Origin of the sequence: Martinezella multihospitum (assembly GCF_900094585.1) — a bacterium.
In the GTDB taxonomy this organism is placed as follows: domain Bacteria; phylum Pseudomonadota; class Alphaproteobacteria; order Rhizobiales; family Rhizobiaceae; genus Rhizobium; species Rhizobium multihospitium.
Map to the genome: position 1 here is coordinate 37,734 of NZ_FMAG01000003.1, position 20,306 is coordinate 58,039.

At 60.1% G+C, this 20,306-nt stretch carries 17 protein-coding genes and 1 other RNA gene; 1 reads left to right on the forward strand and 17 read right to left on the reverse strand.

The annotated features are described in order from the left end of the window. The first annotated feature begins 177 nt into the window (after positions 1 to 177). Positions 178 to 1,509, forward strand: a complete 1,332-nt coding sequence (locus GA0061103_RS11770) for an MFS transporter (protein ID WP_092711343.1) — start codon at positions 178 to 180, stop codon at positions 1,507 to 1,509. Positions 1,510 to 1,600: 91 nt separating this feature from the next. Here GA0061103_RS11770 and murB read toward each other — a convergent pair whose 3' ends face one another. The 17 genes from murB to GA0061103_RS11855 all read right to left on the reverse strand — a co-directional run bounded on the left by murB (position 1,601) and on the right by GA0061103_RS11855 (position 20,202). Then, positions 1,601 to 2,575, reverse strand: a complete 975-nt coding sequence (murB, locus tag GA0061103_RS11775; RefSeq protein ID WP_092711345.1) for a UDP-N-acetylmuramate dehydrogenase — start codon at positions 2,573 to 2,575, stop codon at positions 1,601 to 1,603. After that, entirely contained in the window at positions 2,572 to 3,987 is a 1,416-nt protein-coding gene (gene murC / locus GA0061103_RS11780) for a UDP-N-acetylmuramate--L-alanine ligase (RefSeq protein WP_092711347.1), read from the reverse strand. The genes murB and murC overlap by 4 nt, the downstream gene beginning before the upstream one ends. After that, positions 3,984 to 5,105 (reverse strand): undecaprenyldiphospho-muramoylpentapeptide beta-N-acetylglucosaminyltransferase, encoded by a 1,122-nt coding sequence (gene murG / locus GA0061103_RS11785; RefSeq protein WP_092711349.1) that lies wholly within the window; start codon positions 5,103 to 5,105, stop codon positions 3,984 to 3,986. Before murG ends, murC begins: the two co-directional genes overlap by 4 nt. Positions 5,106 to 5,286: 181 nt before the next feature. Continuing rightward, positions 5,287 to 6,441, reverse strand: coding sequence for a putative lipid II flippase FtsW (ftsW, locus tag GA0061103_RS11790; protein WP_092711351.1), 1,155 nt, complete (start codon positions 6,439 to 6,441; stop codon positions 5,287 to 5,289). 1 nt (position 6,442) lies between these two features. Then, positions 6,443 to 7,855, reverse strand: coding sequence for a UDP-N-acetylmuramoyl-L-alanine--D-glutamate ligase (gene murD, locus GA0061103_RS11795; protein ID WP_092711353.1), 1,413 nt, complete (start codon positions 7,853 to 7,855; stop codon positions 6,443 to 6,445). A gap of 7 nt (positions 7,856 to 7,862) precedes the next feature. Continuing rightward, positions 7,863 to 8,984, reverse strand: coding sequence for a phospho-N-acetylmuramoyl-pentapeptide-transferase (mraY, locus tag GA0061103_RS11800; protein ID WP_092711355.1), 1,122 nt, complete (start codon positions 8,982 to 8,984; stop codon positions 7,863 to 7,865). Positions 8,985 to 8,995: 11 nt separating this feature from the next. Further along, positions 8,996 to 10,456, reverse strand: coding sequence for a UDP-N-acetylmuramoylalanyl-D-glutamyl-2,6-diaminopimelate--D-alanyl-D-alanine ligase (locus tag GA0061103_RS11805; protein ID WP_092711357.1), 1,461 nt, complete (start codon positions 10,454 to 10,456; stop codon positions 8,996 to 8,998). Continuing rightward, positions 10,453 to 11,916, reverse strand: a complete 1,464-nt coding sequence (locus tag GA0061103_RS11810) for a UDP-N-acetylmuramoyl-L-alanyl-D-glutamate--2,6-diaminopimelate ligase (RefSeq protein ID WP_092711359.1) — start codon at positions 11,914 to 11,916, stop codon at positions 10,453 to 10,455. Before GA0061103_RS11810 ends, GA0061103_RS11805 begins: the two co-directional genes overlap by 4 nt. A gap of 66 nt (positions 11,917 to 11,982) precedes the next feature. After that, positions 11,983 to 13,737, reverse strand: coding sequence for a peptidoglycan D,D-transpeptidase FtsI family protein (locus GA0061103_RS11815; protein ID WP_092711361.1), 1,755 nt, complete (start codon positions 13,735 to 13,737; stop codon positions 11,983 to 11,985). After that, entirely contained in the window at positions 13,737 to 14,258 is a 522-nt protein-coding gene (gene ftsL, locus GA0061103_RS11820) for a cell division protein FtsL (protein ID WP_092711363.1), read from the reverse strand. Before ftsL ends, GA0061103_RS11815 begins: the two co-directional genes overlap by 1 nt. Position 14,259: 1 nt before the next feature. Further along, positions 14,260 to 15,285 (reverse strand): 16S rRNA (cytosine(1402)-N(4))-methyltransferase RsmH, encoded by a 1,026-nt coding sequence (gene rsmH / locus GA0061103_RS11825; protein WP_092711365.1) that lies wholly within the window; start codon positions 15,283 to 15,285, stop codon positions 14,260 to 14,262. Positions 15,286 to 15,299: 14 nt separating this feature from the next. Then, positions 15,300 to 15,740, reverse strand: a complete 441-nt coding sequence (mraZ, locus tag GA0061103_RS11830) for a division/cell wall cluster transcriptional repressor MraZ (RefSeq protein ID WP_092711366.1) — start codon at positions 15,738 to 15,740, stop codon at positions 15,300 to 15,302. Positions 15,741 to 16,170: 430 nt separating this feature from the next. Then, positions 16,171 to 16,570: RNase P RNA component class A (gene rnpB / locus GA0061103_RS11835), an RNA gene on the reverse strand. 67 nt (positions 16,571 to 16,637) lie between these two features. Then, on the reverse strand, positions 16,638 to 17,831 hold the full coding sequence (locus tag GA0061103_RS11840) for an NAD(P)/FAD-dependent oxidoreductase (protein WP_092712750.1): 1,194 nt from the start codon (positions 17,829 to 17,831) through the stop codon (positions 16,638 to 16,640). A 78-nt stretch (positions 17,832 to 17,909) separates the two neighbouring features. Further along, positions 17,910 to 18,467 (reverse strand): lytic transglycosylase domain-containing protein, encoded by a 558-nt coding sequence (locus tag GA0061103_RS11845; RefSeq protein ID WP_092711367.1) that lies wholly within the window; start codon positions 18,465 to 18,467, stop codon positions 17,910 to 17,912. A gap of 266 nt (positions 18,468 to 18,733) precedes the next feature. Then, positions 18,734 to 19,495 (reverse strand): N-acetylmuramoyl-L-alanine amidase, encoded by a 762-nt coding sequence (locus tag GA0061103_RS11850; RefSeq protein WP_092711368.1) that lies wholly within the window; start codon positions 19,493 to 19,495, stop codon positions 18,734 to 18,736. Continuing rightward, a complete protein-coding gene (locus GA0061103_RS11855) occupies positions 19,492 to 20,202 on the reverse strand; it encodes a J domain-containing protein (RefSeq protein WP_069612546.1) in 711 nt (236 codons plus the stop codon). The genes GA0061103_RS11850 and GA0061103_RS11855 overlap by 4 nt, the downstream gene beginning before the upstream one ends. Positions 20,203 to 20,306 lie beyond the last annotated feature (104 nt).

The following is a 20,306-nucleotide window of genomic DNA, read 5'->3' on the forward strand; positions in this document are numbered from 1 at the left end:
TACGCCTCTCCAACAACAAACGCCCGCCTGATTGCTCACGAATCAACAATTACGGCAAAATAATAGCACGCAACCGCTGATTTCTTGCGCAGTTAACGTTTGCGTTGAACAAAAATTACGCTAAGGACAATTTTTATCCGCTAAGCGCGCCTTAGCATCATCTGAATTGGTGGGAACATGACTGACGCGATATCTCCCTTATCGCCGACCCCCTCGTCATCGAACAATGCTGTTGCGAATTCCCCGGCACGTGTTCTGATCGCGAGCCTCATCGGCACAACGATCGAATTTTTCGATTTCTATGTTTATGCAACGGCGGCGGTGATCGTCTTCCCGAAGCTGTTCTTCCCGGCAAGCGATCCGACGTCCGCAACCCTGCAGTCCTTCGCGACCTTCTCCATTGCCTTCTTCGCGCGCCCGATCGGCGCGATGATCTTCGGTCACTTCGGTGACCGGATCGGTCGCAAGGCGACGCTGGTTGCTGCTCTGATGACCATGGGCCTCTCGACGGTCGTGATCGGCATGCTGCCGACCTATGAGTCGATCGGTGTCCTCGCACCGATTCTGCTGGCACTTTGCCGCCTCGGCCAGGGTCTTGGCCTTGGCGGCGAATGGGGCGGCGCTGTATTGCTTGCGACGGAAAACGCACCGGAAGGCAAGCGCAGCTGGTATGCCATGTTCCCGCAGCTCGGTGCACCGATCGGCTTCATCCTTTCGGCAGGTCTTTTCCTGATTCTGCGCGAAAGCATGGCGGATGCGGATTTCCTCAACTACGGCTGGCGCGTTCCCTTCCTGATCAGCATCGTGTTGGTCGCCATCGGTCTTTATGTCCGCCTGAAGATCACCGAAACCCCGGAATTCCAGCGCGCCATCGAGAAGGAAGAGCGCGTTTCCGTTCCGATCGCGGTCATCTTCCGTTCGCACTTCCGCAGCTTGATTCTCGGCACCATCATCGCGGTGGCGACCTTCGTGCTGTTCTATCTGATGACAGCATTCACGCTGAGCTGGGGCACTCGCCCCCCGGGCAACGGTGCGCTTCCGGCCGGTCTCGGCTATTCCCAGGGCCAATTCCTTGTCGTTCAGCTCGTCGGCGTCGTCTTCTTCGGCCTGATGATCCCGATCTCGGGCCTGTTGTCGGATCGGTATTCGCGCCGTCTGGTCCTCATCCTGACGACGATCGGCATCCTGATCTTCGGCCTGTTCTATTCGTCGCTGCTGACGGCTGGCCTTGCCGGTGCCTTCGCCTGCTCGATCATCGGTCTGGCGCTGATGGGCTTTACCTATGGCCCGATCGGCGCAGCTCTGGCGGCACCCTTCCCGACCACCGTGCGCTATACCGGCGCGTCCATGACGTTCAATCTCGGCGGCATCGTCGGTGCGTCCCTGGCGCCCTACATCGCTACATGGCTCGCGACCAATTACGGCCTCGTCTATGTCGGTTATTATCTGGCGGCGGCAGCAGTGCTCTCGCTGATCGGCATCCTGCTCTCAGGCAATGACGAAGTCTGAGAACTTCGTCATAACCAATTGAAAAGGCCGGGTAAAAACTCGGCCTTTTTCTTGAATCATTTTGTGAAGCTGGCGCCGATTGCAGCCGGACCTACTCCGTCGTCACACCCTGGAACGGACGGACTTCCCGACCCGGCATGAAGTGGCCGAGGCGCTTGATTTCCCACTCCAGCTTGACGCCGGATTTTTCGAAAACCTCGCGGCGCACCTGCTCGCCGAGATATTCCAGATCGTAGCCCGTCGCCTGCTCCATGTTGATCATGAAGTTGCAATGCAGCGACGACATCTGAGCGCCGCCGATAACCAGGCCGCGGCAACCCGCCTCGTCGATCAGCTTCCAGGCCGAAAGCCCGTCCGGATTCTTGAAGGTCGAACCGCCGGTCTTTTCCCGGATCGGCTGCACAGTCTCGCGATGCGCACGCACGGCATCCATCTCGGCGCGGATCTTGGCGCGATCCTCCGGATAGCCTTCGAAAAGGACATGCGTGAAAATCAGGCCTTCGGAGGCATCGGAATGACGGTAGCTATAGCCCATCTCCGCATTGGTCAGAATATGCTTGTCGCCCTTCCGATCGACCGCATGCACCTCGACAACGCGCTCGCGCGTTTCAGCACCGTTTGCGCCCGCATTCATGCGCGCCGCACCACCGATGCTGCCTGGAATCCCGTAATAGAAATGGAAACCGCCGATGCCGTTGTCCATCGCCATGGCGGCGACATGCTTGTCCGGGCAGATCGCACCGGCCAGGATGCGGTTCTCGCCGGCAAGCTCGACCGAACCGAAACCCTTGGCTGAAAGCCTGAGGACAACGCCCGGAATGCCGCCATCACGCACCAATATGTTCGAACCCACGCCGACGACCGTCAGCGGCACGTCTTCCGGCAGGATCTTCAGGAACGTGATGAGATCATCCGTATCATGCGGCTGGAACATCAGTTCCGCCAACCCGCCGGCGCGGAACCACGTCACACGATCCATCGGAGCATCCGGCGTCAGCCGCCCCCTGATGTCTTTTACGCCGTCGCCGAGCGACGCCAGAAGTTTTTCCCCATCTACCTGTTTCATGCGGACTTACCCGAGAGGCCTTCCAATTCCTTTGGCAATGATGCTGCCCAATATGTGATGCTACCAGCTCCCAACAGAACCACAAAATCACCTGGCCGCGCAATCTCTGCAACCATGGCGGCAAGATCTTCCTGTGAAGCCAGATAGCGTGCATCGCGATGACCGCCGGCCTTGATGCGCGAAACCAGCGTCTGCGAATCGACGCCCTCGATCGGATCTTCGCCGGCGGCATAGACAGGTGCCAGAAAGATGCTGTCGGCATCGTTGAAGCAGGCCGCGAATTCCTCGAAGAGGCTCGACAGGCGCGTATAGCGGTGTGGTTGATGAACGGCGATGATGCGGCCCTTGCAGGCTTCGCGTGCAGCCTTCAACACCGCCTTGATCTCGACAGGGTGATGGCCGTAATCATCGAAGACCTTGACCCCGTTCCACTCGCCGGTCAGCGTGAAACGGCGCTTGACGCCACCGAAGGAAGCCAGCCCTTTGGCGATCGCCTCGCTGGAAATTCCGAGCCGATTGGCAACGGCAACGGCGGCGGTCGCATTGGAAATATTGTGGCGGCCCGGCATCGGCATGACCAGATCCTTGATCTGGATCACTTTGCCCGTACGGCGTCTGCGGATCTCGATATCGAACAGCGAGCGCGTACCATCGATGCGTACATTCGAAAAGCGCACGTCGGCCTGCGGATTTTCGCCATAGGTGATGACCTTGCGGTCCTCGATGCGCCCGACAAGAGACTGCACTTCCGGATGGTCGATGCACATGACGCCGAAGCCGTAGAACGGCACATTCTCCACGAACTGCCGGAAGGCGGCACGCACAGCATCGAAATTGCCGTAATGGTCGAGATGTTCGGGATCGATATTGGTGACGATGGCAACATCTGCCGGCAGTTTCAGGAAGGTACCGTCCGATTCATCAGCCTCGACCACCATCCATTCGCCGGCGCCCATGCGCGCATTGGTGCCATAGGCGTTGATAATGCCGCCATTAATGACAGTGGGATCAAGGCCGCCGGCTTCGAGCAGCGTCGCCACGAGCGAGGTCGTCGTCGTCTTGCCATGCGTGCCGCCAATGGCGATGGCATTGCGGAAACGCATCAACTCGGCCAGCATTTCGGCACGGCGCACGACCGGCAGCAGCTTTTCACGCGCGGCAACGAGCTCGGGATTGCTCTTCTTGATGGCGGTGGAGACAACGACGACTTCGGCATCACCGAGGTTTTCTGCCTTGTGACCGATATGGACCGGAATACCCTTGTCGCGCAGCCGCTGCACATTGGCGCTTTCCGATTGATCGGAACCCTGTACGCGATGGCCGAGGTTATGCAACACCTCGGCGATCCCGCTCATTCCGATACCGCCTATACCGATAAAATGCACAAGGCCGATTGCCTTCGGCAGCTTCATGCGCCTGCCCCCTTGAATTGCTGAATTGAACGTCCCGCGGCAATAGCCTCAACCATGTCTGCAAGCAAGTTTGCAGCGTCCGGCTTGCCGGCCTGCTTGGCCGATGCCGCCATCTTTGCAAGCTTTTCCGGCATGGTCATGGCGCCGCGCAGGATGGTGGAAAGTTTCTCCGACGTCAGCTCCGACTGCGCGATGACCTTGACGCCGCCGGTTGCCGCCAACGCCGCGGCATTGGCGGCCTGGTCGTGGTCGAGCGCATGCGGATAAGGCACCAGGATCGCCGGACGACCGATGACGGCGAGCTCGGAAACCGTGGAGGCACCGGAGCGGCAGAGAACCAGATGCGCAGCGCCGATGCGCTCCGCCATATCGTTGAAAAACGGCGCGACATCGGCGCCCATGTCAAGTTTTCTCGTGCAGCTATTGACCGTCTCCATATCCTCGGGGCGCACTTGCTGCGTGATCCGAAGGCGCTTGCGCAGCGGCTCCTCGAGCAGGCTGATCGCCGTAGGTACGGCCTTGGAGAAATATTGTGCACCCTGGCTGCCGCCGAACACGACAAGATTGAAGGGATCATCCGGAACAGACGGTACATAGGGACGCTTGGCAGCCTCGATCACGGCCGGGCGAACGGGATTACCCGTGGTCACCGTTTTCTCGGCGAAGGCGCCATTTTCCGTGAGGAAGCCGCCGGCAATGGCGCGAACGCGCGTCGCCAGCATCTTGTTGGCGCGGCCCATGACCGCGTTCTGCTCGTGCAGCATGGACGGCACGCCCATGCGCGTGGCGGCGAGGAGCGGCGGAACGGTCGGATAACCACCGAAGCCGACGACACAGACGGGCTTGATACGCTGGATCAGCTTGCGCGCTGCGCGCATGCCGGTCCACAGCGTCCAAAGAGCTTGCGCGACCTTTACCGGGTTCTTCGAACCGATCGTTGCCGAGGGCACGACATGAATCTCATCGGCTGGAAACTTGCCGGCATAGCGTTCGGCGCGGCTATCGGTGACGAGGTGCACGGAATAGCCGCGCTCCTTCAGCTTATAGGCCAGCGCCTCGGCCGGAAATACGTGACCGCCGGTACCGCCGGCGGCAAGAAGGACAATGCCTTTACTCATAATTTTCGCTCCCGCGAATACCCCACTACTCGGGGCATCTCCCTAATATAGGAAGCCGCCTCGACCGCGTCATCGGCGCGGGCCAAGCTCCCCTCATAGACCGGCGCCTCGTGAAAAGCGACCGGAGAATGAGAGGAAGGCCGGAGATATGAAGAGCAAATAAGCGGCAGTTCCAAGACGATCACTCCGCCGGCAAACCGTGCGTCACGCGGAACATGGTACGGTCCTGTGCGCGTTTTTCCGGCCTGTGACGCGTCAGTGCCAGAATGAAGCCGGCCGTGACGCAGATCGCGGTCATCGACGAGCCGCCGTAGGAAATGAGCGGCAGCGTCATGCCCTTGGCCGGCAGCAGCTGCAGGTTCACGCCGATGTTGATGATCGACTGGATGCCGATCTGCAGAACGAGGCCGGCGACGGCGAAGCGGTTGAAATCGTTCTTCTCCTTATAGGCATGCGAGAGGCCGCGCAGCACGAGGAAGGCGAAGATCAGCACGAGCACCATGCAGAAGATGGCGCCGAACTCCTCGGCCGCGACCGAGAAGATGAAGTCGGTGTGGGCGTCGGGAATGATGCGCTTGACGGTGCCCTCGCCCGGGCCGACGCCAAACCAGGTACCGTGAACGATCGCTTCCTTGGCGGTGTCGACCTGGAACGTATCGCCCTCACCCGTCAGAAACTTGTTCACGCGTTGCGCGACGTGATCGAAAACGTAATAGGCGGTGACGAAACCGCCCGCGCCGAGACCGCCAAGCACGATGATCCACAGCCAGGGCATGCCGGCCATGAAGAACATGCCGCCCCAGACCGCGGTCGTCAAAATGGTCTGGCCAAGGTCAGGCTGCGCGACGAGCAAGGCGACGACGATGCCGAAAAGAATGATGGCGAAGAGATTGCCGGGAATCTCGGGCTGGCGGGCGTGTTCGGAAAACAGCCAGGCGCAGACGACGACGAAGGCCGGCTTCATAAATTCCGAAGGCTGGATCGACAAGGTGGCGATATTGACCCAGCGCCGCGAGCCCTTGACTTCGATGCCGAAGAAAAGCGCGAAAAGCATCATCGCCAGCGACACGATCAGCAGGATGACGGCGGTCCTTCGCACCTGTCTAGGCGTCATGAAGGAAATGCCGATCATCGCCGCAATCGCCGGAATGAGGAACAGGGCGTGGCGCTTGACGAAGTGGAACGGCTCGAGCCCAATGCGCTCCGCCACCGCCGGCGACGCTGCAAAGGACAGCATGAAGCCGATGCCGATCAAGAGGATGAAAAGGGCGAGGAACACGCGGTCGATGGTCCAGAACCATTCGGCCAAGGCCCCACGTTCAACGCGGCTTACCATATCATTTGCCTCCAGTTGCTGAACCGATCAGCATGGTGACGCCATCGATCGCAGCCACATGGCTGACGAAGGCGTCGCCCCTGACCTCGAAATTCTTATACTGATCGAAGCTTGCGCAGGCCGGTGACAGCATCACCGCCGCAGTCTCCCGTTCATCCCTGTCCGCATCCGCGGCGGCATGTGCCACGGCGCGTTCCAGCGTGCCGGAAATCTCGTAAGGAACCTGCTCGCCGAGCGTCGCCGCAAAGGCGGGCGCGGCCTCACCGATCAGATAGGCCTTGGCGATACGCGGAAAGAGCGGCGCCAGGCTGGTGATGCCACCCTCCTTCGGCAGGCCGCCTGCGATCCAGTAGATATTCTCGTAGCTCGAAAGCGCGGGTGCCGCCGCATCCGCGTTGGTCGCCTTGGAATCATTGACGAAGACGACCCGGCCACGCCGTCCGACCGGCTGCATGCGATGCTTGAGGCCAGGGAAGGATTTCAGCCCGGCCCGGATCTCCTCGGCGGACACGCCGACGGCCAAGCAAGCGGCGGCCGCCGCCGCCGCATTCTGCGCATTATGGCCGCCGCGCAAGGTCTGGATACCATCGAGATCGGCGATCTGGCTTGCCGCACCGTTCGATGCCTGCATGATGCGGCTGCCCTCGGCATAGAGGCCATCCGCGAGGGCATGCCGGCGCGAAATCCGCGTGACCTTGCCGCCCGTCCGTTCGATGCGGTCGGCAATCAAGGAGGAATAGCTGTCATCGACGCCGACGACGGCAACATCGCTGCCCGCCACCAGCCGCTCCTTGATATCGGCATAGTGCTGCATCGTACCATGGCGATCGAGGTGATCAGGCGTCAGGTTCAAAAGAATACCGGCGGACGGGTTGAGCGTCGGCGCCAGATCGATCTGGTAGGAGGAGCATTCGACCACGTAAAAACGGCCAGCCTTGGGCGGATCGAGCGTCAGCACGGCCGTGCCGATATTCCCGCCGAGCTGCGTATCGCGCCCGCTCGATTGCAGGATATGGGCGATCAATGCCGTCGTCGTCGATTTGCCGTTCGTTCCGGTAATGGCGATGAACGGGCAATCCGGCGCATGTGCCCGCCGCTCCCTCACGAAAAGCTCGACATCGCCGATGACCTCGACGCCGGCGGCGTGCGCGAGATCGACGGTCCAATGCGGCTTCGGGTGCGTCAGCGGCACGCCGGGCGACAAAACGAAGACCGACAGGCCATTCCAATCGATCGTCCTCAGATCGGCGACCGCGATCCCTTCGGCCGCAGCCTTCGCCACGCTGTCCGGATTATCGTCCCAGGCCGTGACGTCAGCGCCGCCGGCGACAAGCGCCCGCGCCGTGGCAAAGCCGGAACCGCCAAGGCCGAAGAGCGCGACCTTTTTTCCTTTCAGCGTGGAGACGGGGATCATCGGTGCCTCACCGCAGCTTCAGGGTGGAGAGGCCGATCATCGCCAGAATGACCGCAACGATCCAGAACCGCACGACGACCTGGCTTTCCGTCCAACCCTTCTTTTCGAAGTGATGGTGGATCGGCGCCATCAAGAAGACGCGCCGCTTGGTCATTTTGAAGAAGCCGACCTGGATGATGACGGAAAGCGCCTCGAGGACGAACAGGCCGCCGATGATCGCCATGACGATCTCGTGCTTCGTGGCGACGGCAACCGAACCGATCATGCCGCCCAGTGCCAGCGAACCAGTGTCACCCATGAAAATTGCGGCCGGCGGCGCATTAAACCAGAGAAAACCGAGACCCGCACCGATGACGGCACCAAGCACCACGGCAAGCTCACCCGTGCCGGGCACGAAATTGATCGCCAGATAGTCGGCAAAGACGAAGTTGCCGGCGAGATAGGAGATGATACCGAAGGAGGCCGCGGCAATCATCACGGGCACGATCGCCAGTCCATCGAGGCCGTCCGTCAGGTTGACGGCGTTACCGGCGGCAACGATGACGAAGGCGCCGAACAGCACGAAGAACATGCCGAGATTGAGCAACAGGCTCTTGAAGAAGGGGAAGGCAACCGACGAGCCGAAGGTCGAACCCGCAGGGCCGGAAGACAGCGCGGTCGTCATCATGAAATAGACGGCAATCGCGGCAATGACGAATTCGATGCCGAGGCGGGCGCGACCGGAAAAACCCTTGTCGCTCTGCTTCGTCACCTTGAGATAATCGTCGTAAAAGCCGATCGCACCAAAGCCGAGCGTCACGAGCAGGGTGGCAACGACATAGACATTGGCAAGATCAGCCCACAACAGCGACGAGACGACGATGCCAGCGAGGATCATCAGGCCGCCCATGGTCGGGGTACCGGCCTTCTTGAAATGCGTTTGCGGACCATCGGCGCGAATCGGCTGTCCCTTGCCTTGGCGTACGCGCAGGGAAGAGATGATTCGCGGCCCGAATAGGAAAACGATCAACGCTGACGTGAACAGGGCGCCGCCGGTACGGAATGTGATGTATCTGAACAGATTGAGGAATCTGAAGTGGGTACTGAAAAAATGAATATGGTCCGACAGTTCGGCAAGCCAGATCAGCATAAGAGCCCTTTCTAAAGCCCCTGATGGGTGTGGAGGCCCGTGTCGGAAAATGCGGGAAACTTGTCAAGCAAGCCCGCAACGATCTTTCCAAACCCCATTCCCAGCGACGATTTCACCATCAAGACGTCGCCAGAAGCGACAGAATTGAGCGCGAATTCCGAGAGCTCCTCAGTCGTCTCGCGATATTCGACATGAACACTTTCCGGCAGCTCATCCCTCAAAGCCGCCATCTCCGGACCGGCCAGCCAGACATACTCGATACCGGCCGCCAAGAGCGGCCCAGCAAGGTTGGCATGCACGCGCTGGGCGTAATCCCCCATTTCCAGCATGTCGCCTAGCATGGCGATACGCCTGCCCTGACGTCCGCCTGGTCCCGCATGCGGCGATGTCGTCGCCAGCAGCGCAATGGCCGCGCGCATGGATGCGGGATTGGCGTTGTAGCTTTCGTCGATCAGCGTGAAATAGCCGTTGCCGATCGCGCGCTTGTGGCGCTGTCCCCTGCCTTTTTCAGGCTGCAGGTCCGCAAGAGCATCGACGGCCTCGTCGAGGTCGGCTTCAACGAGCATGACCGCACCGAGCACGGCAAGCGCGTTTTCCGCGATATGGCGACCCGGCGCACCGAGCGCCACTTCCATGGTCTCGCCGCCGATCGTCAGCCACAGTGTCGAATTCTCTTCCGAGGCGTTGAACTCGGCAAGGCGCACATCGGCCTTCGCATGCTGTCCGAAGCTATGAATATGCTCTATGCCGGCCGCGGCAGCAGCCTTCTCCAGCATCTCGAACTGATCGTTGTCGTGATTGAGAATGGCATGACCACCGGGCACGACGCCGTCAAAAATCTCCGCCTTCGCTGCCGCGATTTCGCTGATACTGTTGAAATTGCCGAGATGGGCCGGCGCGATCGTAGTGATGATCGCGACATGCGGCTGCACCATCTTGACGAGCGGCCTGATCTCCTCGGGATGGTTCATCCCAATCTCGAAGACGCCAAAATCGGTATCTTCCGGCATGCGGGCCAATGTCAGCGGCACACCCCAATGATTGTTGAACGAGGCGACGGAGGCATGCACCTTGCCCGACGGCGTCAGCGCCCGGCGCAGCATCTCCTTGGTCGTCGTCTTGCCGACCGAACCAGTCACAGCGATGATCTTCGCCTGCGTACGCTTACGGGCGGCAACACCGAGCCGCGCAAGCGCGGCCAAGACGTCATCCACGACCACTTTCGGCACGGTCAGGCTGCCCATCGCCGGCAGCCGTGCCTCACTGATCACGATGAAGGCGGCGCCATTCGCCATAGCGATATTGGCGTAGTCATGGCCGTCGACGCGATCGCCCTTGATAGCGAAAAAGGCCTCGCCGGGCTGAATGGAGCGACTGTCTATGGAAATGCCCGTAATGCCCTCTGGCAGCGATCCGACGAAGCGGCCCGAGATTGCAGCGATCAAATCCTCAGTTGTCCATAGCCAGCTCAAGACTTCAAATCCTCCAATGCTTTGCGCAATTCGGCATGGTCGGAGAACGGCAGCGTCACGCCGCCGATCGTCTGACCTTCCTCATGCCCCTTGCCGGCAACGATCAGCGTGTCGCCGGATTTCAGCAGCTCGACAGCCTTACGGATCGCTTCGGCGCGGTCGCCGATCTCGGTTGCGCAGGTGGCAGCCGCCATGATCTCCGCGCGGATCGTCGCCGGATCCTCGGAGCGCGGATTGTCATCTGTGACGACGACGACATCAGCAAGCCGGCAGGCAATCTCGCCCATGATCGGACGCTTGCCGCGATCGCGGTCGCCGCCACAACCGAAGACCACGATGACCCGGCCCGTCGTGAACGGCCGCACCGAATTCAGGACGTTTTCCAGCGCATCCGGCTTATGTGCATAATCAACATAGGCGAGTGCGCCGTCATGCGTATGACCGACGAGCTCCAGACGGCCGGACGCACCGACTAGCTTCTCCAGCGCAGTCATGGCAACGGATGCGGCAACACCCGTCGAAATGGCAAGGCCAGCTGCGACCAGCGCATTGGCAATTTGGAAATCGCCTGCGAGCGGGATATGAACTTCAAAGATGTCGTCGCCGACATGAACCTCGGCGATCTGCTTGTGGCGGAAGTGTTCGACGCGCTTCAACGTCAGGAAATCGCCCTTGCGCCCGACGGTGCGGACAGCATGCCCAGCGTCTCTGGCGGCGGCGATCGCCTGCACGGACCAGGCATCATCGGCAAAGATAACAGCCGGCGACCCCTTCGGCAGCAGGTCTCGGAACAGCCGCATCTTGGCGGCCATATAGTCCTCGACCGTCGGATGGTAATCCATGTGATCACGGCCAAGATTGGTAAAGGCAGCAGCAGCAAGCCTCACGCCGTCGAGCCGAAACTGGTCGAGGCCATGGCTGGATGCTTCCATGGCCGCATGGGTAACGCCCTCATCCGCCAGTTCGGCAAGCAGCTTGTGCAGCGACACCGGATCGGGCGTCGTCAACGCGCCATATTCGTTGCGGGTCGGAGAAACGACGCCCGTCGTGCCGATCATGGCGGCCGGATGGCCGGCATAGGCCCAGATCTGGCGCGTGAAAGAAGCAACGGAGGTCTTGCCGGCCGTTCCCGTCACAGCCACCATCGTTTCCGGCTGGCGTCCGTAGAAATGGGCGGCGGCAACAGCGAGGAACCGTCGCGGCTCAACGACCTGCAGCAGCGGCACCTTTCCGGCATCGGCCGCATGACCTGCAATCACAACTGAAGCGCCGCGCGAAACAGCGTCGGCGATGAAGCTTGCGCCATCGGCCTTGGTACCGGCAACGGCGACAAACGCCATGCCTGGTGCCACCTTACGGCTGTCAGCGGAGATCCCGCTTATCTCAAGATCGCCAAGCGCCCCGCCAATATATGTGTTGAGTTCCGGAAACGCATTCCCGGCAATATCCCGCAAGTTCATCGAATGTACTTTTCGCCTTCTCGATCAGTCCGCCCCTCGCGAATCGACGTGTGTATTCTTTCACGCTTAATAAGACGCCAGCAAGGCCGAGTCATCTTTTCCAAAACTGGGCTGTACCCCGAGAATCGGCGCCGAGCGGGCGACGATATCACGGGCGATCGGCAAGGCCGTGAAGGCCGAAATCGTCCCGCCGCCGCGCTCGCCGCTCTTCGGCTCGTCGATGAAGGTCATGACGATGTATTGCGGATTGTCGATCGGAAACACGGCCATGAAGGTATTGAAGTTCAACGTATTGGAATACCGGCCGTTGACCACCTTATCGGCCGTGCCGGTCTTGCTGCCGACATTGTAGCCGGGAACGCGGGCGTTACGACCAGAACCCCTGGTGCCATTGAACTCGAGCAGGAAGCGCACGTCATCGCTGGTGCTCTTCTTGATGACCATCTTGGCGATGGCATCGGCCTGATCGCGCGTGCGCGGCAGGAAGGTCGGCTCGATCAGCTTGCCGCCATTAACGAGCGCCGCTCCCGCGACAGCTGTCTGCAGCGGCGTCGTCGAGACACCGTGACCGAAGGAGATCGTAATCGAATTGATCTTCTTCCAGACGCGTGGCTGCGACGGCATTTTCACCTCGGGCAATTCGGTCTGCATCTTCGTGAGCAGACCGATACGGGTGAGGAATTCCTTATGCCCCTCGATACCGACGATGTCGGCGATCTTGGCCGTGCCGATGTTCGAGGAGTACTGGAAGATTTCCGGAACGGTCAGAACGCGGCGCTGGCCGTGGAAATCCTTGATGGTAAAGCCACCGATGCGGATCGGATTGGTAGCATCGAAGGCATTACGCAACGTTACCTTGCCATCATCCAGCGCCATAGCCATGGTGAAGGTCTTGAAGGTCGATCCCATTTCGAACGTGCCGTTCGTCATGCGGTTGAGCCAGCCTTCCGTGGCACCTTCGTTCGGATAATTCGGATCGAAGTCCGGAGCCGAGGCCATGCCCAGAACCTCGCCAGTGTGGACATCGAGGACCGCAGCACCCGCGCCCTTGGCCTGAAAATTCTTGACGGCGTTGACGACCGCATCGCGAACGATGCCCTGCACGCGTAGATCGATCGAAAGCTTTACCGGCTGCAGCGGCTGATCGTTGGTCATGCCGGCAGCAGCGAGATCGGCGAGCCCCTGGTCGTCGATATATTTCTCCATGCCCGCAACGCCGCGATTGTCGATATTGACGTAGCCGAGGATATGAGGAGCGGTCGTACCGCCCGGATAGAAGCGGCGCTTCTCGGGACGGAAGCCGATACCGGGAATACCGAGTGCCAAAATCTGGTTCTGCTGCTTCGGCGTCAACTGCCGACGTAGCCAGGCAAAGTGCGAGGACTTCGTCGAAAGCTTCTTGTAGGTGGATTTGGTATCGAGATCCGGCAGGACCTTGCGCAATTCCTCGACAGCCTCGTCCGCGTCGATGATCTTGTTCGGTTCGGCAAACAGCGAAACAGTGCGGATGTCGGTTGCCAGCAGGGCGCCGTTGCGGTCGACGATATCAGGACGCGAGGCCATCAGACGATCCGGCGGCAGAATGCTTGACGTCACATCCGGCAATGTCATGGCGAATTGGGCAAGCCTGCCGCCAATCACGCAATAGACGGCGATGAAGCTTGCGACCAACAGGACGACGCGGCTTTTTGCCTGATTGGACTTGCGCTTGCGCGCGCCCTCGAAGCTCGAACGAGAGAATCCGTCGCTTGGGCGGTTGTTACCGTCCGTAGAGAAGTGGGCCTTGCTCTTCAGGACCATGATGCGAGAAAGAAAAGACATTACTCCCTCACCGATCCCGTTGCCATGTTGTCGACATCCGGCTTCTTGCGCTTGGCAAGAGCGGGCGGTTTCGGTCGTGGTGCCGGCGCGGCCGCGACATCGGCGATAGCCTTCCTGATCTGCGCATCCGTCGTATCGCCATTGCTCGAGGCCACCGACGTACCGCTCTTGACACCGCCTGCCTTGCCGCTCTTCGGATCGCTGGAGGCCACTACCGTTGGCGGCGGAAGCTGCGAGCGCAGCATCGGCAATTCGCTCGGCTGAACGATCGCCGTCGAGAGCGTCGGCTGCAGTTGAAGTTCGCTATTATAATTATTGACGAGGCGCTCGAGACGGTTCGGCTGCGAAACCAGCGCCCAGTCAGCCTTGAGGAGATCGATCGTATCCCTCTCAAGCTTGATTTCGGATTCGAGGCGATGAACCTCTTCCAGCTTCAGCTCGGCACGATGCTTGATCGTATAGGTCACGCTGGCCATGGCCGTCATGACGCCGATCAGCACGATGTCAAAAGTCTTCAGCATTTCAACCCCCAAGCTTTCCGAGACTGGCGAGATTGGGCAGATCGAAAATAGAAAGATCTGCAGCCTCCGCCGGAGCCAAAGTGCGAACCCCCGCACGCAATTTGGCCGAGCGAGCGCGCGGATTGGTTTCCGCCTCAGCGTCGCTCGCAGAAATCATCGATTTGCCGACCGGCTCGAAAGTGGCAGGCCGCTCATTCACGATCGGCATGTGACGCGACCCGGCCGCACGACCCGAGCGGTCGGCGAAGAACTTCTTGACGATCCGGTCTTCCAGCGAATGGAAGGTCACGACGACAAGGCGCCCGCCCGGCTTGAGGGCGCGCTCGGCTGCAAACAATGCCTGAGCCAACTCGCCGAGCTCGTCATTGACGAAAATCCGCAAAGCCTGAAAGACCCGCGTCGCCGGATGAATCTTGTCCTTCGCCTTTCGCGGCGTCACGATCTCGATCAGGCCGGCCAGATCGCGGGTGGTCACGAAAGGCGCCTCAGCGCGACGCTTCTCAATCGCATGCGCGATGCGCGGCGCCTGCTTTTCCTCGCCCAGAAACACGAAGATGCGAATGAGATCCGCGAGCTTGGCGCGGTTGACGACGTCTGCGGCCGACACGCCGCTTGCCGACATGCGCATATCGAGCGGGCCGTTCTTGCTGAAGGAAAAGCCGCGCTCGGCTTCGTCGATCTGCATGGACGAGACGCCGATATCGAGCACGACGCCATCAAGGCCACCATCAGGCGCATGATCGGCCAGCTCGGAAAACTGCGATTGAATAAGATTAAGATGGCCGGCGTGAGCGGAAACGAGCGCCTGCCCCGCCATGATCGCCGTCGGATCGCGATCGAGCGCGATCACATTGGCGCCGGCCTTGAGGATGGCCGATGTATAGCCACCAGCCCCGAACGTTCCATCGAGGATGATCTTGCCGGGCGCCGGAGCCAGCGCCTCGATCACCTCTGGAAGAAGAACCGGAATGTGACGAACTGGTCCGCCACCGGCATCAGAAGAACCTCCGCCTGAATTCGCCGCCATTCCGCCTCTCCGCTCTATTCCGAGCGCCTGCCCGCCAGCCTGCGCTCCTCTCGTGCCTGCGACTGCAAGGCCAGGAAGGCCTCCGGTCGCCATAATTGAAAATGATCCGCCCGACCGACAAAGGTCACTTCGCCTGAAATTCCGGTGAAGTCGCGGATGAAATCCGTGACCATCAGCCGCCCTTCCGCATCGAGCTTCATGAAGACCCCGCCCCCGTGAATGAGGAGCGACATCTGGTTCGCCGCCGGCGAAAACGGATCGTCCGCCGCAATCTGCCGCTCGAAGCGATCGAGCAGATCGAGACCACCGACGCTGATCGCCGGAAACACAAAATCCTGGAAGCAATAAAGCTCCTGGATATTGCGCTCGGCCAGCACGGAACGAAACGCCGCAGGCACGGAAACCCGCCCCTTGGAATCGATCCGGTTGGTCGCATTTGACAGGAAGCGGTTCATGACGCGAAACACCCGTCCCCCATGACCTGCAAGCCGCTACTCGCTTACAGGCACAGCCAAAATCGGACACAGCTTCGCAAGCCGAAAGAGCCGACACCCCTTCGACACTCCCAGAACGGGAGCAATCATGGCTTTGCGATGATTGGGCTCTGATTTGCCCTTGTGCAGTGTTCTTTTGGGATACCATGGGACCATATGGGCGTCAATGGGATGAAGCCACGTCAGACGTGGCCGCAGCCTGAATATTCATAAGACGTTAAGTTTAACGAAAGGTTAGGATCGGCTTCAGGATACGTCCCGAAACGGATTGTTTTCACAGGTGAAAACCCTCGCCCATCGAGGCCGGAAAGCCCTGAAATTCAGGTCATTCGGCAGCTTCAAAAATTATTTGGCAGAAGCGTTGGACGCGCCGCTCGAAGTGACGCGATGATTTGCCAGTTGGCCTGTAAGCCGGGTTCTGTATGGCTCCGGCCGAGGCCGGAACGTGGCAGCCATTCATCTGGGACGGCGCTTGCGCGACGCCTCTTGCAACCCACCCGGATGACCGGCCCGGAAACAGGCTGGAGCGCTTGCGCGCTCCGTGTCATCCCTATTCGGTTTTGCTCCCGGTGGGGTTTTCCGTGCCGTCGCTGTTTCCAGAGACGCGGTGGGCTCTTACCCCACCCTTTCACCCTTACCCGATCCGAAGATCGGGCGGTTTGCTTTCTGTGGCACTTTCCCTGAGGTTGCCCCCGCCGGACGTTATCCGGCACCGTGTTTCCGTGGAGCCCGGACTTTCCTCACCCCATCGCCTTTCGGCATTGATGAAGCGCGGCTGCCCGGCCAACTGGCACAGGCTCATTAACCGAGACCGCCCGCAATTGCCAACGAAATATGCTGGTTTGTGAAGAGCGGATGTCAATTGCGGAAATGCGCTGAGAAATCCGTGCTGTAGCCTTCGTCCTTGATTCGACCTGCGAGCAGCAGTTCCGCCCCGAGCCGGCCGATTTCGTCGGAGCTCTTGGCGGCCGTACCGCAGCCGCCCGTCAGAACAGCAACCCGCGGCGAAGACGTATAGCCGATCATGGGGTAGCCTGATGGCGAATAGGAGACGGCACAGGAATTGGTGAAAGCCGGTGGCCGCGTCACGCCGGGAACGAGCTCATGGAAGATTCGCACCAGATGCTCGCGCGCCTTGTCGCGGCCGGCAGTACGGAACCAGGCACGCAGCTCCGCCTCGGTCGTGAATTGCAGATCGTCGGGATCGCCACCGATCTTCATGTAATATCTGCCGTCCGGATAGCGGATCGGCGGCAGCATATAGATGCTGTCCACGTCATCAGCTGCCTTCGATATCAGCGACGGCATGCCGGAAAGGGCTTGGGCTTCCGCCTCGCTGACCTCGAAGAACGTGACCGTGCGGCCATAAACCTTCATCTCAACAGGTCGCGGCAAGAGACTCTCGGCAATGGAGAAACCGCCGGCGGCGAGCAGGATCTTTTCGGCGCTGAACGTCTCGCCCTCGGCAGTCGTCACGACAGCTAGGCCGCCCTCGTCGCGGATCGACAGCGCCGTTTGCTTGATGACCCGCGCGCCTGCCTTTTCCGCCAATAGGGATTGTGCCTTGACCAGCCGGCGCGGGCTGATATGGCCGGCCCCGTGCGGTTCGAAGACCCCTTCGCTTCCCGATACGAAGGAGAAGAAGGGAAACTTCGCCTTGAGTTCGGCATCGTCAAGAATATCGGTTTGCACGCCGAGCCGCCTGGCCGCTTCTACGACATCGCCGACATAAGCTGTTTCACCACCTCGCTTCGGCCCGACAACAAGGCAGCCGACCGGGGCATAGAATTGAATGCCGCTATCCCGTTCGATATCCGCATAACGGCCGATCGAACGGTTTGCGAGACGGGCCCAGTCCGTGTCCGGGTCGATCGTACGGGTGATGCGGCCCTCGTCGTAATGACTGCCGAATACGCCCTGATGGCTGGCGCGATCTTCAGGTTCATCCGGCCCGATGACGGCAACACCGTCCGTTTGGTTCGCCAGGTGACGGGCAGCGGCTGCCCCCATCATGCCCCGGCCAACGACGATGAACCTGAAATCCGCTGCCATGCTGTAACCCTCATCCATAGTCGCGATTTCGATAGCACGGAAAGCGATTCCGCCCTACCCGAAATCCTAGCATGAATGTCAGTCCAGAAGGGCAAGCACCTTGCCGCAATAGCGCTTCGAGATCGGGTTCATGCGGGTGGCGCCGTGGCCGGCATTGTATTTGAGGATGGTGTTGCAGGTCGGACCGCCGCCGAGATCCTGCGCCATGGCCAGATATTTCATGCCGAACTTGATGTTCGTCTCGGGATCGTAGAGCCCCTTGGCCCGTCCGGAATATCCCATCAGCCGGGCAGTTGCCGGCTTGATCTGCATCAGGCCGATCTCGCCTGCGCTACCCCGGGTTTGCGGATTGAAATTGCTTTCGATCTTAATGACGGCGGTGGCGAGTTCAACCGCAACGCCGTTCTGCTTGGCATATTTGGCAATCAGTGCGGAATAGCGATTTTGCCGTGCGAAGGAGGTCTCGGCGTCGCGCAATTCGGCGGGAACATTGGGAACCGGAAAGCCGGTGGTGCGGCTGACGATCTTGAGAGGAACCGTTTTCTGCTTTGCGTGGCGCTGGCCTGCAAAGGCAGAATCGTATCCCACCAGCAGCACGCCCACGCATGCCACAGCCGCAACAATCAAATTTTTCATGTAGTCTTTTGTCTCCAGGGGCGGGACCGCGGACAGCGCAAGCCATCACGTCCGGCTGGAGGCAAAAAGAGCCGCCGGAATGCACAGTCCCCATTAGTCGTCTACGGTCGCGCGACACACAAACCCAGACGGCGCGACCGTCGTTCAGCGAGCGTCGTTAGACCAATGCAATGCGGAGATAATAGGGAAAAGATGTGGCGTAGCAGGGAGTTACGCTTTTTCGCTTTTATAGCCGGCTATAAATACCGGCGACAAGATCGGATAAATTACGAATAGCGCGGCAGAGCAGAAAGCAGCCGATGAAGCGTATCGATCGTTGAAAAATCCGCGATGCCGTCCACGCGCCCCTGCCGGAAATGGCGCTGGAAGGCTTCTACGTCTCCCTTGAGCTTTTCCGAGAATTCACCCGTTATTTCAGTGCTGTAGCCATAAAGCGACAGCATGGACTGCAGCGCCTCTATCGGCTGGCCGATATCGCCCTTCTGGAAGAAGCGCCCGCCGGTGATCGGCGCCGGCACCACCCAATGGCCTACACCGGCCTTAGCCAGCTTTTCCCAGGGGAATTTTTCGCCCGGATCGACCTTGCGCACAGGCGCGACATCGGAGTGCCCAAGCACCCGCTCGGGCGCGATTGCCCAGCGTTGGCCGCAATCGCGACACAGTTCGATCACTGCTTCGATCTGCGCATCGGGGAATTCAGGCAGTCCGCCGGGATGGCCGGCATTGGCGATCTCGATGCCGATCGACGATGAATTGATATCGGTCTCGCCGTGCCACGAGCTCTTGCCCGCATGCCAGGCTCGGCGCTCTTCGGGAACGAGCTGCATGACACGCCCGCCCTCGAAAACGAAATAGTGGCTCGACACCTGGCTCTCCGGACGACAGAGCCAGTCCAAAGCGCCTTCGGCGGTTCCCATGCCGGTATAATGCAGAAGGATGATATCGGGCCGACGTCCATCCCGCCTCTCGCCATGGTTCGGCGAAGGCTGCACATGGGCGCGAGTAAAATCGGTCTTGAATGCACTCATGCTGCGCGGCGTTCTTTCTCGATCTCGGCATAAGCCGCATTCAGAGCCGCCATGCGTTCGTTCGCGATGGCATGGAACTCTTCCGGCACCCCACGCGAAACGAGGCGATCCGGATGGTTCTCGTAGACGAGGCCATGGTAGCGGCGGCGGATCGTCGGGAAATCGTCCTGGCGCGAGACGCCGAGCACCTTGTAGGGATCGCGGCCGCCAACGTTCACATGGCGGGCCATGATCTGCTCGAACCGCTCCTCGCTCATATGGAAAATCTCGGCGACATGCTGAAGGAAATCCATTTCCTTCTCATGGATCAGGCCGTCGGCCTTGGCGATATGAAAAAGACCGTCGAGTACGTCTTCCAGCACCGGGCAATTCTTCGTGCAGGTCTCGCAAAGGGAGGACAGCCGCTCCGCATAGGCTTCGTAGCCGGCCACATCCTGGCGCGCCAAATTATAAAGACGGGCGACATTTTTCGCCTGATCGGGCGGAAATTCGAAGATCTCGCGAAACGCATTGACCTCGTTTTCCGTCACCACGCCGTCCGCTTTCGCCATTTTGGCGGAAAGAGCGATTATGGCGACGGAAAATGCCACCTTGCGGCGTGTTTCCGGATCGCCTTCGAAGACGGTGCGAATAGCCTCGACCACCGCCGACAGGGCATTGCCGGCAGTGCTACCGATAGCATTCAGCAATTTTTCCCAGAACGACATGCCGGTCTCTATATCCTACTGAAACAGTAGAACACCTTGATCAAATAATGCCTATCAATGCAAGCAGTCCATTCGTCGCAAGCCCGAAAACACTTTTCACAATT